Annotated in this window: 13 protein-coding genes and 2 tRNA genes; 3 read left to right on the top strand and 12 right to left on the bottom strand. The window is 59.3% G+C overall.

The window, feature by feature from the left end; genetic code table 11:
- Positions 1–127: 127 nt before the first annotated feature.
- From AC07RZ_RS14065 to AC07RZ_RS14040, 6 genes are all read right to left on the bottom strand, one after another.
- Complete coding sequence (locus tag AC07RZ_RS14065) at positions 128–556, bottom strand: hypothetical protein (protein WP_494668359.1); 429 nt, start codon at positions 554–556, stop codon at positions 128–130.
- A 254-nt stretch (positions 557–810) separates the two neighbouring features.
- A tRNA-His gene (locus AC07RZ_RS14060) sits at positions 811–886 on the bottom strand.
- A gap of 97 nt (positions 887–983) precedes the next feature.
- Positions 984–1,850 carry a glutamate racemase gene (gene murI / locus AC07RZ_RS14055; RefSeq protein ID WP_494668358.1) on the bottom strand — a complete coding sequence of 289 codons (867 nt, stop codon included), beginning with the start codon at positions 1,848–1,850 and terminating at the stop codon, positions 984–986.
- Positions 1,851–1,867: 17 nt separating this feature from the next.
- The gene (locus tag AC07RZ_RS14050) at positions 1,868–3,406 is read right to left on the bottom strand and encodes a fumarate hydratase (RefSeq protein ID WP_494668372.1); all 1,539 of its coding nucleotides are present in this window, start codon (positions 3,404–3,406) and stop codon (positions 1,868–1,870) included.
- Between the two features lie 91 nt (positions 3,407–3,497).
- Positions 3,498–4,112, bottom strand: coding sequence for a YqhA family protein (locus tag AC07RZ_RS14045; RefSeq protein ID WP_494668357.1), 615 nt, complete (start codon positions 4,110–4,112; stop codon positions 3,498–3,500).
- Between the two features lie 33 nt (positions 4,113–4,145).
- Positions 4,146–5,042: a DMT family transporter gene (locus AC07RZ_RS14040; RefSeq protein WP_144741685.1), complete on the bottom strand. Its 897-nt coding sequence runs from the start codon at positions 5,040–5,042 to the stop codon at positions 4,146–4,148.
- 144 nt (positions 5,043–5,186) lie between these two features.
- Here AC07RZ_RS14040 and acs point away from each other — a divergent pair, with 144 nt between their 5' ends.
- Positions 5,187–7,169, top strand: a complete 1,983-nt coding sequence (acs, locus tag AC07RZ_RS14035; RefSeq protein WP_494668356.1) for an acetate--CoA ligase — start codon at positions 5,187–5,189, stop codon at positions 7,167–7,169.
- Positions 7,170–7,308: 139 nt separating this feature from the next.
- Positions 7,309–7,399: transfer RNA gene (locus AC07RZ_RS14030), tRNA-Ser, on the top strand.
- 220 nt (positions 7,400–7,619) lie between these two features.
- On the opposite strand, the gene AC07RZ_RS14025 is transcribed toward AC07RZ_RS14030, so the two are convergent.
- Positions 7,620–8,531 (bottom strand): LysR family transcriptional regulator, encoded by a 912-nt coding sequence (locus AC07RZ_RS14025; RefSeq protein ID WP_494668355.1) that lies wholly within the window; start codon positions 8,529–8,531, stop codon positions 7,620–7,622.
- A 141-nt stretch (positions 8,532–8,672) separates the two neighbouring features.
- Here AC07RZ_RS14025 and AC07RZ_RS14020 point away from each other — a divergent pair, with 141 nt between their 5' ends.
- Complete coding sequence (locus AC07RZ_RS14020) at positions 8,673–9,425, top strand: SDR family oxidoreductase (RefSeq protein WP_494668354.1); 753 nt, start codon at positions 8,673–8,675, stop codon at positions 9,423–9,425.
- A gap of 198 nt (positions 9,426–9,623) precedes the next feature.
- On the opposite strand, the gene AC07RZ_RS14015 is transcribed toward AC07RZ_RS14020, so the two are convergent.
- The 5 genes from AC07RZ_RS14015 to AC07RZ_RS13995 form a co-directional block, all read right to left on the bottom strand.
- Positions 9,624–10,106 (bottom strand): hypothetical protein, encoded by a 483-nt coding sequence (locus AC07RZ_RS14015; RefSeq protein WP_494668353.1) that lies wholly within the window; start codon positions 10,104–10,106, stop codon positions 9,624–9,626.
- A gap of 311 nt (positions 10,107–10,417) precedes the next feature.
- Positions 10,418–11,461, bottom strand: a complete 1,044-nt coding sequence (locus AC07RZ_RS14010) for an alginate lyase family protein (RefSeq protein WP_494668352.1) — start codon at positions 11,459–11,461, stop codon at positions 10,418–10,420.
- An 81-nt stretch (positions 11,462–11,542) separates the two neighbouring features.
- Positions 11,543–11,821: a hypothetical protein gene (locus AC07RZ_RS14005; protein WP_494668351.1), complete on the bottom strand. Its 279-nt coding sequence runs from the start codon at positions 11,819–11,821 to the stop codon at positions 11,543–11,545.
- A 155-nt stretch (positions 11,822–11,976) separates the two neighbouring features.
- Entirely contained in the window at positions 11,977–13,683 is a 1,707-nt protein-coding gene (locus AC07RZ_RS14000; protein WP_494668350.1) for a M14 family zinc carboxypeptidase, read from the bottom strand.
- A 297-nt stretch (positions 13,684–13,980) separates the two neighbouring features.
- A complete protein-coding gene (locus AC07RZ_RS13995; RefSeq protein ID WP_494668349.1) occupies positions 13,981–14,352 on the bottom strand; it encodes a winged helix-turn-helix transcriptional regulator in 372 nt (123 codons plus the stop codon).
- Positions 14,353–14,392: the final 40 nt, after the last annotated feature.

Genomic DNA, 14,392 nt, shown 5'->3' with positions numbered 1-14,392 from the left:
CAATGAACCGGGGCAAATAACTATAAGAGAACGCCGTGTGATATCGATCGAACATACGGCGTAATACGCTTCGCTATTGCGCCCTACGCCTTGCCGCGTTACATAGAAATATCGGCCGAGCGGCGAGTTACTGATAGTCAGGGATAAATCGCTGCAGAGCAGTGCGAGAGGAGCTCGCTTCCGTTTGCAGGCGGTAGAAATATGACTTGTCGGCTTTGAGGTCCTGGGCGATTGTGTTCAGGGAATATGTGGCGGAGCCATCTGTTGGAGTGGCGCCAAAAACATGCTGGCCGGGCGGCAGCATGAACTCCACTTTTTCACCAGGGTTCAGCGAGGCCGCTTTTTTTCCGTCTATGTACAGATGCTGATATCCGCCGCCGCCGGAGACCCCGCTATCCCTTACGAATACCGCGCGGGCATTGTTGGCCAGCGGCAGTGCGTCGGGGCGGAATACGCGCTCCATCGCTACGGACTTCACTTCGTTGATCGAAACGGGAGAGGTTGCGCACCCGGTGATCGAAATCGCCAAAGCGGCCAGGAGTAAGCTGAATTTCATTTGGAGCCTTTCTGTGTAGTTGGCAGGTTGGTCTCAAATGCGCATGCTAATGATGTTTGCCCTGAATGGACTGCCCGGTGAGTCTAATGTTCTATTTTTATTTTCCGCCGAGACAGATTTTGTCAATTTAACCGGACAAACGCAAAAAAGCCCACCGAATGGATGGGCTTTGTTGTTAAATCGTGAATCTTGTTGCCAATTTCACGATATGAAAATCAAGCAATCATATAACTGTTTGATTTTATTCAATTCTTTGGGGTGGCTGACGGGACTCGAACCCGCGACAACAGGAATCACAATCCTGGACTCTACCAACTGAGCTACAGCCACCATTGCGGTACTACTAAACTGCCATGCTTGTTCAGCACTAGGACAGCTGACTATTATACAAAGTAACCTGCCGCCTGGCAAATCAAATAACGGTTAATTATGAAATTCCCGCCGGCTGGGCGATTGCGGCTACCGTCGATACCGGCGGCTGCAGTTGCAGCAGCCGGGCGAACGGGATGCTGATGGCCGACTCGCTGCCGCTGGTGAAGGCGCTTACCCGGCCGCTGTGCGGCGCGGCCTGCAGCAGTCCGTTTTCAGCCAGGACCTTGGCCAGCTGGCGGCTGACCGCGGCGCCGGTGTCGATGATGGTTACCGTTTCAGACGACAACTCGGCCACGATTTCCTCGATCAGCGGGCGCACGAAAGGGTAGTGGGTGCAGCCCAGCACCAGGGTGTCGGCGCCTTGCGCGATCAGCGGCGCGATATAACGGCGCAGCAGCAGCGCAGTCTGCGCCGAACGCAATTCGCCTTTCTCAATCTGGTCGACCAGGCCGACGCAGGCTTGCAGCTCGAAATGCACGCCGCTGGCCGCGCTGACCTGTTCCCGCAGCGCCAGCAGCCGTGCGCTTTGCAGGGTGGCTTTGGTGGCCAGCACGCCGACAATCTTGCTGCTGCTGTGCGCCGCGGCCGGCTTCAGCCCGGGTTCGATGCCGATCACCGGCAACGCCGGGTAAGCGCTGCGGATCGCCTTGATGGCGGCGGTGGTGGCGGTATTGCAAGCCACTACCAGCGCCTTGATGCCTTGCTGCAGCAGGAACTGGGTCACCGCCAGCGAGCGCGCGGAAATCTCCGCTTCCGACCTGTCGCCATACGGCGCATAGGCGGAATCGGCAAAATACAGCAGGTCTTCCAGCGGCAGGTCCTGGTGGATATGGTGCAGCACCGACAAGCCGCCGATGCCGGAATCGAAAATGCCGATGGGCGCGTGCTGCGCCATCGGCATTGCTTGCGTGTCGCCGCTCATCTATCGGAACCGGACGGTCAGATGGCGGTGACGGGGATCTTCGAGAGCGCTGCGTGGGCGATCTTTTCCTGCCATTCCTTGGGTCCGGTGTTGTGCACCGAGATGCCGTTGGAATCGACCGCCACCGTGACCGGCATGTCCTTGACGTCGAACTCGTAGATCGCTTCCATGCCAAGGTCGGCAAAACCCAGCACCTGGGCCGACTTGATCGCCTTCGACACCAGGTAGGCGGCGCCGCCGACAGCCATCAGGTAAGCCGACTTGTGTTTCTTGATCGATTCGATCGCGGTAGGGCCGCGTTCCGATTTGCCGATCATCGAAATCAGGCCGGTCTGTTCCAGCATCATGTCGGTGAACTTGTCCATGCGGGTCGCGGTAGTCGGGCCGGCCGGGCCCACCACTTCGTCGCGCACCGGATCGACCGGGCCGACGTAATAGATGACGCGGTTGGTGAAATCGACCGGCAGCTTTTCGCCCTTGGCCAGCATTTCCTGGATGCGTTTGTGCGCGGCGTCGCGGCCGGTCAGCATCTTGCCGTTCAACAGCAGGGTCTGGCCCGGTTTCCACGAAGCGACTTCTTCCTTGGTCAGGGTATTCAGGTCGACCCGTTTCGATTTCTCGGTGTCCGGCACCCAATGCACTTCCGGCCATTCCGACAGCGACGGCGGTTCCATGTAGGCTGGGCCGGAACCGTCCAGCACGAAATGGCCGTGGCGGGTAGCGGCGCAGTTCGGGATCATCGCCACCGGCTTCGATGCCGCGTGGGTCGGGTGCATCATGATCTTGACGTCGAGCACGGTAGTCAGGCCGCCCAGTCCTTGCGCGCCGATGCCGAGCGAGTTCACTTTCTGGAACAGCTCGATGCGCAATTCTTCGGTCTTGTTTTGCGGGCCGCGCTTGAGCAGGTCGTACATGTCGATGTCTTCCATCAACACCTGCTTCGCCATCAGCATCGCTTTTTCCGCGGTGCCGCCGATGCCGATGCCGAGCATGCCTGGCGGGCACCAGCCGGCGCCCATGGTCGGCACGGTCTTCATCACCCAATCGACCAGCGAATCGGAAGGGTTGAGCATGACGAACTTGGTCTTGTTTTCCGAACCGCCGCCCTTGGCTGCGATCTGCACGTCCACCGTGTTGCCTGGCACCAGTTCCATGTGCACCACGGCCGGCGTGTTGTCCTTGGTGTTCTTGCGTTCGAACTGCGGATCGGCCACGATCGAGGCGCGCAGCATGTTGTCCGGGTTCAGGTAGCCGCGGCGCACGCCTTCGTTGACGGCGTCGGTGATCGAACCCTTGAAGCCTTCGAAGCGCACATCCATGCCGATCTTCAGGAACACGTTGACGATGCCGGTGTCCTGGCAGATCGGCCGCTTGCCTTCGGCGCACATGCGCGAGTTGGTCAGGATCTGGGCGATGGCGTCTTTCGCCGCAGGGTTCTGCTCCTGCTCATAGGCGCGCGCCAGGTGCTGGATATAGTCGACGGGATGGTAATAGCTGATGTACTGGAGCGCAGCGGCTACCGACTCGATGAGATCATCTTGCTTGATCGTGGTCAGGGTGGCTAGGGTGGTCATGGCGTATCTCTTTAAGATGCTCGGTCAAAGGTCAGGAAATGGGTGGTGCGGATACAGCTGGAATCAACAATGGTCAATGGCCCTGGCTGGACTGGTTCTGGGTCGCCGTCATGATGCGGTCGCACCAGGCGATCGCCAGCGCCGACAGCAGGAAAGTGATGTGGATGCCGGTCTGCGCCAGCAGCGTCTTGACATCGTACGCATTGGCGTTGATGAACGTCTTCAGCAGGTGGATCGACGAAATGCCGATGATCGCCATCGCCAGCTTCACCTTCAGCACCGAGGCGTTCACATGCGACAGCCACTCCGGCTGGTCTGGATGGCTTTCCAGGTTCATGCGCGAGACAAAGGTTTCATAGCCGCCGACGATCACCATGATCAGCAGGTTGGAAATCATCACGACGTCGATCAGCCCCAGCACCACCAGCATGATGGTGGCTTCGGTCAGCTTGGTCGGGCGCACCGCGCCGTCGATCGTGACGACGTCGAGGATGTGGTCGAGCGAGGCGGCATTGCCGAACACGGCGCCGATCAGGTCGGTCAGTTCGACCCAGAAATGGAATACATAGACGCATTGCGCCAAGATCAGGCCCAGGTACAGCGGCAGTTGCAGCCAGCGGCTCATGAAAATCAGGTTCGGCAGGACGCCTATGGCTTTTGGGGGCGCAGATGGTTGCATGTTGCTCATTGGAATTGTCGGGAAGGGGAAAGCGTCGCTATTTTACACTTCTTGGACGGTTTTCAAGGGCTGCGGCCAGCTGGCCACCGCAATCCCGGCCAGCACCAGCGCCAATGCGGCAAAGTGGCCCCAGCTCAGGCTCTCATGCAGGAACACCACGCCGATGAAAGCCGCCGCCAGCGGCATCAGGGCGGTGAAGATGCCGGCGACGTTGGCCTGCACGTGCTTGGTGCCGGTCAGCCACAGCCAGAACGCGATCACGCTGGCCGCCAGCGCGTACCAGAACATCAGCAGCCACATGCCGGGCGTGACCTGGCTGAAATCGTAGGAGAGGGCGGCGGTCAGCCCGAACGGCAGCATCAGCAGCAGGCCGAACAGATGGCTGTAGGCGGTGATCCGCATCGGCGACAGGGTTTGCGTCAGGCGCTTGGAGAGCACCACGTAGGTGGCTTCGCAGGCTACCGCGGCCAGCACCAGCAGGTTGCCCACCAGCGCAGCGTGGCTGCCGTCGCCGCTATCGCTCTTGCTCAGGTTGAGCACCGCGATGCCGGCAATCGCCAGCAGGATGGAAGCCAGCGTGCGCGGCTGCAGCCGCTCCTTGAGGATCAGGCGCGACAGGATCGCCACCGCCGCCGGCAGGGTGCTGGTGATGACGCCGGCGGCGGTCGCGGTGGTGTGCTGGACGCCGTACAGCATGCACAGCGTGAACAGGAAAGTGCCGAAGAACGCCTGGCCGAACAGGGTCAGCCATTCGTGGCGCTGCAGGCGCGGCGCGGCCTTGAAGAATTGCGGCGCCATCACCACCACGGCAATCACGAAGCGCAGCAAGCCGAATACCAGCACCGGCATGACGGCGATGATGGCTTTGCCGAAACCGATATTGGCGCCCACCAGCATCATGGCCAGCGCCAGGTAGGCATAAGATTTTGTGTGTTGCATGGGCTGTAGGTGGCTGTAGGAATGAGCTGAATGTGCGATGATAACCGACTGAGAGGCTCTGGTAGCGTTAGCATCTTGCAACGTAAGGCTTGAGTAAGTGTAAAAGCTTATGTTTAGCGTCAACTATTAAAAGCAGGAGACAGCATGGCAAACATCGAAACCTTTGGCCAGGAAACCCGCATTTTTCCAGCCCCCGCAGAATTTTCCAGGACCGCGGCAATTTCCGGCATGGACGCCTACCGCGCCCTGGTCGCCGAAGCCGAACGGGATTACGAAGGATTCTGGGGCCGCCTGGCCCGCGAGAACCTGCAATGGCACAAGCCCTTCACCAAGGTGCTGGACGAATCCGATGCGCCGTTCTACACATGGTTCGACGATGGCAAGCTGAACGTCTCCTACAACTGCCTCGACGTGCATTTGCAGAATGGCAATGCCGATAAGGTCGCGGTCATCTTTGAAACCGACGGCGGCGATGTCAGCAAGGTCACCTACCGCGAGCTGCACAAGAAAGTCTGCCAGTTCGCCAACGGCCTCAAATCGCTGGGCATCAAGAAGGGCGACCGCGTCGTCATCTACATGCCGATGTCGGTTGAAGGCGTGGTCGCGATGCAAGCCTGCGCCCGCATCGGCGCCACCCATTCGGTGGTGTTCGGCGGCTTCTCCGCCAAGTCGCTGCAGGAACGCATCATCGACGCCGGCGCCGTCGCCGTGCTGACCGCCGATGAACAGGCGCGCGGCGGCAAGCGCCTGCCGCTCAAGTCCATCGTCGACGAAGCGCTGGCGCTGGGCGGCTGCGACAGCATCAAGAACGTGGTGGTCTACAAGCGCACCGGCGGCGACATCAATTTTGTGGCGGGCCGCGATCTCTGGCTGCACGAACTGGTCGCGGCGCAGGCCGAAACCTGCGAACCGGAATGGGTCGACGCCGAGCATCCGCTGTTCATCCTCTACACCTCCGGCTCCACCGGCACGCCGAAGGGCGTGCAGCATTCGTCCGGCGGCTACCTGCTGTGGGCGGCGCTGACCATGAAATGGGTGTTCGACATCAAGCCCGACGATGTCTACTGGTGCACCGCCGACATCGGCTGGATCACCGGCCACACCTACATCGCCTACGGCCCGACCGCGGTCGGCGCCACCCAGATCATTTTCGAAGGCGTGCCGACCTTCCCCAACGCCGGCCGTTTCTGGGACATGGTGCAAAGGCACAAGGCCACCATTTTCTACACCGCGCCGACCGCGATCCGTTCCCTGATCAAGGCTGCCGACGCCGACCAGAACATCCATCCTTCCAGGTACGACCTGTCGTCGCTGCGCCTGCTGGGCACGGTCGGCGAGCCGATCAATCCGGAAGCCTGGATGTGGTACCACAAGCACATCGGCCGCGAGCGCTGCCCGATTGTCGACACCTTCTGGCAAACCGAAACCGGCGGCCACATGATCTCGCCGCTGCCGGGCGCCACGCCGCTGGTGCCGGGTTCCTGCACCTTGCCGCTGCCGGGCATCCAGGCGGTGATCGTCGATGAAGCCGGGCATGAACTGCCGGACGGCAACGGCGGCATCCTGGTCGTCAAGCGCCCGTGGCCATCGATGATCCGCGCCATCTGGAACAATCCCGAGCGTTTCAAGAGCGCCTATTTCCCGTCCGAGTTCGGCGGCAAGCTCTACCTCGCCGGCGACGGCGCGATCCGCAACAAGGACACCGGCTATTTCACCATCACCGGCCGCATCGACGATGTGCTGAACGTCTCCGGCCACCGCATGGGCACCATGGAAATCGAATCGGCGCTGGTCGCCAATCCGATGGTGGCCGAAGCCGCCGTGGTCGGCAAGCCGGATGAAACCACCGGCGAAGCCATCTGCGCTTTTGTGGTCCTCAAGCGCAGCCGTCCCACCGGAGAGGAAGCCAAGCAGATCGCCAAGGAACTGCGCGACTGGGTCGCCAAGGAAATCGGCCCGATCGCCAAGCCGCGCGAAATCCGCTTCGGCGACAACCTGCCGAAAACCCGTTCCGGCAAGATCATGCGGCGTTTGCTGCGGGTGCTGGCAAAGGGCGAGGAAATCACCCAGGATGTTTCCACTTTGGAAAATCCGGCGATCCTGGAACAGCTCAAGGAAGCCCAATAAGTCCTTGTCGATGGGCGTAGAGGGTTGTAAACAGGACTTGAGCGGGGTGCTGAAGAGAAATTTCTGTTTCTGCCGGATTTGTTGCTATAATACGCGGCTTCGTGAAAATCAAATCTCGCGAAACGCTGTTGTAGCTGCAGGAGAGATGGATGAGTGGTTGAAGTCGCACGCCTGGAAAGCGTGTATAGGTTCATAGCCTATCCGGGGTTCGAATCCCCGTCTCTCCGCCAAGTGTTTATAAGGCCTCCCGCTCGGGAGGCCTTTTCATTTGTACTATGGAACCCGGTTGTACTATTGAAACAGGTATACATCATCTGCATCAGCTCAGATGTGTGCTGACATTCGTTGTACCAATCTCCGTCCAGGCACGACCCTATGCGGCCAATCAAGCTTGACTCATTGAACGTCCGCAATGCGAAGCGATAGCAGAAATTGATGAATACAATCCGATCACGACACCAAGGTCGTTGTTACATCAACGTTCAGCGCAGGGATTTGGGAAAATTTCTGCGTGATGAAATCCATGAACACAATGGCGCGCTTCGGCATGAGACGGTTTGCCACGTACAGGATCTGGATAGGCACTGGCGGCGCAGCATATTCGCCTAGCAGCAACCGCAAGCTGCCGTCTTTTAATCCCGCTTCGAATAACCATTGTGGACCATGTCCGATGCCAAGGCCGGCGGTCACCGCCTCACGTGCAGCTTCAGGTGAATTGACCCGAATCCTGCCCGATACCGGAACCTCGGCATTCCGGAAGCGCCAAGTGCTGCCTGACGACAGCAGTGTAAAGATGACGCAGTCATGGTCGCGCAGGTCGTCCGGATCGCGCGGAATGCCGCGCTTGGCGAGATAGCCATTGCTGGCGACGCATACTCGCTCGAACAATCCGATGCGCCGCGCACGTAACGCGCTGTCTTCGAGATGACCAATGCGGAGCGCCAGCTCGACGCCCTCATCGACCAGGTTGACGTAGCGATCACCGATTTGGAGATCGAGCTCCAGCCTGGGATAGCGTTCAAGGAACGCCGGCACCTGCGGCAACACAAAAGCATGGGTCAAGGCAGTCGGACAGGCGACACGCAAGAGGCCTGACGGCTCTACATTGTCTCGGACAGACGATTCCGACTCTGTGACAGCATCGAGTATGCGCCGGACCTCTGCATAGTAGCGTTCGCCTTCCGGTGTTAGAACAAGCCTGCGCGTGGAGCGATGCAGGAGCCGGGTCTGCAGATGATCTTCCAACGCTGCCACATACCGGCTCACATTGGGCTGACTCAGTCCCAGATCGCGCCCCGCTGCAGACAAACTGCCCGTCTCAACCGCACGGACAAAGCAAGTCATCAGTAGAAAGCGATCCATTCTGTCCTCTATTCATGCAATGGGAGTATGAATTATATACAAATATACATACTTATCGATTTCTTTGCATAGGTGCATTCTTCAGGTCTGGCATACGGCGATTCCCGCTGCCGTTGCCGTCACCTATCCAGGAGAATTTCCATGTCCCGTTTACAAGGCAAACGTACTCTCATCACCGGCGGTACCAGCGGTATCGGCCTCGAAACTGCCAAGCAATTTCTGATTGAAGGAGCCCGCGTCGTAGTGACCGGCGTCAATCCCGATTCCATTGAGAAGGCAAAGACTGAACTCGGTTCCGAAGTGCTCGTATTACGCGCTGACTCGGCCAGCGTGGTCGCACAGAAAGAATTGGCGCAAGCTGTCAAAGATCACTACGGCCAGCTCGACGTCGCTTTCCTCAACGCTGGCGTTTCCGTCTGGATGCCGATCGAGGAATGGACGGAGGAGATGTTTAATCGCTCCTTCGATATCAACGTCAAGGGGCCATACTTCCTGATCCAGGCGTTGCTGTCAGTATTTGCCAACCCGGCTTCAGTAGTGCTTAACACGTCCATCAGCGCGCACGTCGGTGTCGCGCGCTCGTCGGTCTATGCCGCGACCAAGGCCGCGTTCCTGAATATGTCGAAGACACTGTCGAGCGAATTGCTCGAACGCGGCGTCCGCGTCAATGCGGTCAGCCCTGGCCCGGTCGAAACCCCGCTGTACGACAAGCTCGGCATCCCCGCCGCCTACCGCGAGCAGGTCAAAAAGGAAATTGCCGCAACCATTCCGCTCGGACGCTTTGGGACGCCGGAAGAAGTGGCCAAAGCGGTACTGTACTTCGCTTCCGACGAGTCCAAGTGGACAGTCGGCTCTGAAATCATCATCGATGGCGGCCGCACGCTCAACGGGTGAAAGAAGAATAACCGCTAGGAACGGCTTCTGTAGGCCGCCAGTGAAAACTGACCGGCTGCTTCCAGTCTGAAGCAGTCGGCGAATCATTATTGGGCTACCGTCCGCTGTTGGCCGATTTGCGCCAATAGCCATCGGCGAATGGTGGTTCACGACCCGTTCATGTCGCGCATCATGCCATGTTCACCAAACACGATAAAACTACTTTTTGGAAAATTGCCAAGTTCCAGAGCCGACAAAGGAAATCTCACGCGCAATGGTAGATTTTTCATCTCCTTTCCATAAAGTGCACCTGATGGCCGGAGCGGTGTCCTTCATGGAAAATTCACACTCACCATTGTTGTAGCTGAATTCAGCGTTCAACATTTGGTCAAATAACCTATAAATCTTGTAGGTAGCAACCGAATTGTCCGCAGAGACTGCAACCATCCCAGATGAAACGAAGAACCATACGTTCCCTTCGAGAGGGAATATGAATATCGGAGCGTCTGGGTTTTTGGCATCAATTCCAGCAAATGACTTACATATCGGAGTGGTGTCCGCTCCCAAAAAAAAGGTCCGTTCGCACGTTCCCTCGATGCGATACGTGCCTCGTGAAAGTGCGAACTTATCATTGGCAACAGACAATTGCACTACTGCGACCAGCGATATCCCAAACAAGAGGCGTACAAGTTTCGATTTCATTTTGTCTTTCTTTATAGGGTAATTCGCGGTCGCCATTTCTTGGTGGTACGTATCCGAAACGGCAGCTTCTGGCCGATAGCCGGCTATCGCGTCTCGCCCCGAAGCCGTCCTCGCGACTTCCCGAAACCTGACATTCAACGTGACGAGTGACGACCAAATGGGGGGAATCAGTTTGCTGCGCATCCCATTGGCGGAAATGCCAGGCAGTTTTGGTAGGGGATATTTCATCGCTGTTACGACCGAATAATTCTATCGATCTATTCATCCCATAAGCTTACAACAGCCCCCTTTTCCAAACAAATGCACTCGGTTCACTCGAACAATAGCAACCACTCCAACCCATTCATCCCAATGTTGCCACTCGCAATCACCCGCGCACCATCATCGTTAGGAAATACCCGCTGCAGCAGAGCGAAATAGGCGGCGTTGCGCACGCCGTTTAAGTGTCCGCCATTGCTGTCGTAGTAAGGGAAGTTCTCCGGGTGTAGCGTCCACGCGGCGGCTTGCCGATAGGCGGCTGCCAATTTGTTGCCTTGTGGCGTTTGCCATACACCGCGTCCTGCAATCTCAAAGATGCGCGCCGCTGCCGTGGTTGGCAGCAAGGTGTAGTGCGTGTAGCTTAGGCCGTTGACTCCCTTGTGCGTTCCCCCGCAATAATTGTTTGTGTCACTGCGGCAGATTTCCAACGGCAGCGACCCGTCTGGCGCCACCTCACTGTCCATCAGCACCAGCCAGCGTCCCCTAGCTTGCTCGAGCAAGGCGGTGTCGCCGGTGTATGCGGCGATGGCTGCATTGAGGAAAACACCCCAGTTGGCGTGATTGTTCTTGCGGTCGCTATGCGATAGAGGTAAGGCGATGTCGGTGAGGAGGCGTCGGAATGACCGATCGTTCCAGCCCTCCGCATCGCGCACCATCGAGGCGGCCAGGATGTACTGTGGCAGGTCGAAATTGATTTCCGATGCACCCTGCTCCGATTTCACCTCTCGCATGGTATCGGCCCATGCGCCAATAATGGACTGGGCGTGCTTCGCATAAAGTGGGTTCTGCGACACTGCATAGCACAGTGCAGCGCGCCAGGCCATCGTGCCATCGCTCGAGAAGCGCTTGGACATGTCCGTCTCGACAACGCCGCTCGAGGTGTAGTGCGGCGGCGGGGAAAATACGGAGACGGGCGCAGCGCGCGTATCGATTTCCTTGTCGCAGCGCCGGATGAGAGGCGCGATGCGAGCCGGCTGGGCGCGCAAGGACTGAATCTCAGTCTCAGTGAGCCAAAGGTTTGCGGTGGCTGTAGATGCGGTAGCGATTGGCGATGTCAACGCGACGGCTGCAGCCACAAAGGCGAGGATACGAGTCATGGGCGTAAGTCCATTCGAATCAAAGTGAGATTACGATTGGGTGGAAATTGTTCGAACGTAATCGTCAGCGAGTATATCTGGCTAAATAGCTGTTGCATGGAAAAATCGCGAGAACTGGGAAATCGACACGCATTTTGCATCGCACGACCAATATGCACGGCGAAATATAAGTTGCGAAAACGTTGACTGCTCGCTGTCGACCCACGGCGGCCATGAGCAATGCCCGACCATGCACTCGATAGCAGACATTCCTGCTACTGCGCACCAGACGCCAAGATTCGATTCGCTGATGGTCTCGAGTGCATTGACACAATGCGACAAGGTGGATTTCCCGGAACCCGAAGGGCCAACCAACAACACGATCTCGCCAATGTCGATGCTCTTCGCGCTCGAAGCAGATCACGCTGCCGAGCGCCGCGGCCATCGACAGGCGCAGCACCATTTCGAGTTCACTGGTGTTTGACATCGCCCGGCGATCGCCCGCGACGCGTTCGCATCCCGTAGGAGATTTTTGACTAAATCAACGCTGTCACCGGATAGCGCCGCCATTCCGGCTCGGCATGGCGTCGGCCGTGGGTGAACAGAAACCAGAGCACCGCTTGCGGATCGGACAGCTGCGCCGGATGCGCGGCCTTCCATTCGTCGAACGCCTGCCGCAGCGCCGGCTCGTCGTCCAGCATCTGCAAGGCCGTGTCCTCGAAGACATAGGCTGAGATGGAGGCCTGCTTCTTCTCCAGCACGCTGTTGAAGAACCCCCAGCGGAAGAAGCTGTCGTGCGCTTCGGGCTCCAGGGTCTCGACCGCGTAGCGGGCCTGGGGCTGGTCGAGAGGCACCAGCATGTCACCCGCGCGCGCCTGGATGGCCTCGGTGTGCGTGCTCAGCAGCACACGGTCATGGAACATGTGGCCTTCGTAGGCGGTCGCGCGCGTGCCGACCTCGAGCACCCGGTACACCCGGGCCGCATCGAACAGTCGGTCGGCCTCCAGGCGCTGCAGTGCGACGCCGTTCCACTCCAGCCGCTCGATCACCTCGCGCCAGGCCTGGGGCACCAGGTAGGCCTTCGGCGCGGTCACCACCCGCTCCTCGACACAGCGGTCGAAGTGGACGATGTCCTTCTCCCACGGCTGGCTGCGGTCGTAGGCGAGCCGTTGATAGTCGCCCAGCCGGCTCGGCGTATGCACCGCCGCGTAACCCTTGAAGCGAAGGCGCGCCGGCCGCTCGTGGTCGTTGCGCCAGCGCAGCGGCCACTGTGTGCGGCGTGCGGCGTAGGCCCGCGAATCGCGCCGCAGTTGCTGAATGCGCTCCGCCTGCGCCACGCTGAAGTCGAGCACCACCTCGACCAGCGTGCGCATCGCGGCCACGCGGTCGGCGAAGGGCTTGAGCATGTGGGTCTCGGGCATGAAGCCGATGGTGTGGTGCAGCGCGGCGTAGCCGGTGGAGAAGCGCGGCAGATCGAGAAAATCTTCGATGCCGTCGTCCGGCGTCTCGGCCAGCAGGTTGACGTAGGGACAGGTCGGCCAGCCGCGCCTCTGCATGTCGCCGTAGATCGCGGGCAGCATGCGCTCGCGCAGGAAGTCGCCCAGGCCGCCGCCCAGCTTGTCGGGCTGGGTCGGGATCAGGGTCATGGCGTAGGCGTAGTCGGCACCGTTGGCGGTGTGGGTGTCGACCATCACATCCGGGTCCCAGGCGTTGAAGAAGCGGTTGAACACCTGGGCGGCCAGGCTGTCGCACTTGATGAAGTCGCGGTTCAGGTCGAGGTGCCGACCGTTGCCCCGAAAGCCGAACGCCTCGGGGCCGAGCTGGTTCACCCGCGAGCTGGACTGGCGGTTCACGCAGCCGTCGACGTTGTAGACCGGGATGAAAAGGAACACCGTCTCGCCGAGCGCCGCCAGCCGCTCGGGCTCAAGGCAGAAGTCGCGCACCAGCGCCATGCAGGCATCGATGCCTTCGGGCTCGCCGGGATGGATACCGTTATTGTTGAAGAACACCGGGCGCCCCTGCTCGCGCAAGGTGTCGCGGTCGAACACGCCGTCGGCCGTGACCAGGCCGGCGTGCATCGGCAGGCCGGTGTCGGACGTGCCGATCCGCCACCATCGCAGCACATCCGGGAATCGCTCGGCCAGCCGCTCGTAGAAGGCGATGCATTCGGCCCAGGTGGAGGTCTGGTTGCCATTGCCGAGTTCGAAGGGCGTGGGATAGGCAAGGCTGGTCGGGGACGTCATGCGTGACTCCTTTTTTTGGTGGCGTCGAGAAATACGCCAATCTGGCGGTCCGCATCTACTGGACTGAACCCCTCGGGCGGGGCGCTGCGTTGTTGAGCGGCAGCTGTGAATAAGTGTACCAAATAAACAAAGGGGAATTCGCGGAGGACGTAGCCCCGAGCGAATTCCCCTTTGTCGTGAGTTCCTCAATTATTGGTATAAACGATTTATATCGTTAATTGATTTTCGTCGCGCGCCTTGATTCTGCGCTTGGCGGCCAAGCTGCTGTGCTGGAAGCGGTACGATTCATTTGCAGTCCTACGCCATATTCCTTTGGTCGAAGGCCCGCCGCGCTTCCTCAACCTCCGGCAGTTTTGCCAATGTCCAGGCGTGCATCACCTTAAACGGCTGCAGCAAGGTACGGCCGAGCGGCGTGATCTTGTATTCCACGGCAATGGGCGACACAGGGATCACATGACGCGACAGCAGGCCATTTCGTTCCAGCTTGCGCAGGCACTGGGTGAGCGCTTTTTGGGTGACGCCTTCCAGCCGGCGCTTGATGGCGTTGAAGCGGACAGGGCCGTCTTCCAGCACTATCAGCACCATCATCGACCATTTGTCAGAGACCTGATCAAACAGCATGCGGCTTGGGCACTCGGCGGAGAAACATTTGATGGGGACATCGGTCACGGGTGGTTTCCTTGGCTATACCTAGGCACCTCAAGGTGCC

This window comes from Collimonas sp. GW821-FHT07E08 (assembly GCF_059418905.1).
Note: the sequence above shows the minus strand (reverse complement) of the source record. Positions and strands in the feature narration are given on the sequence as shown.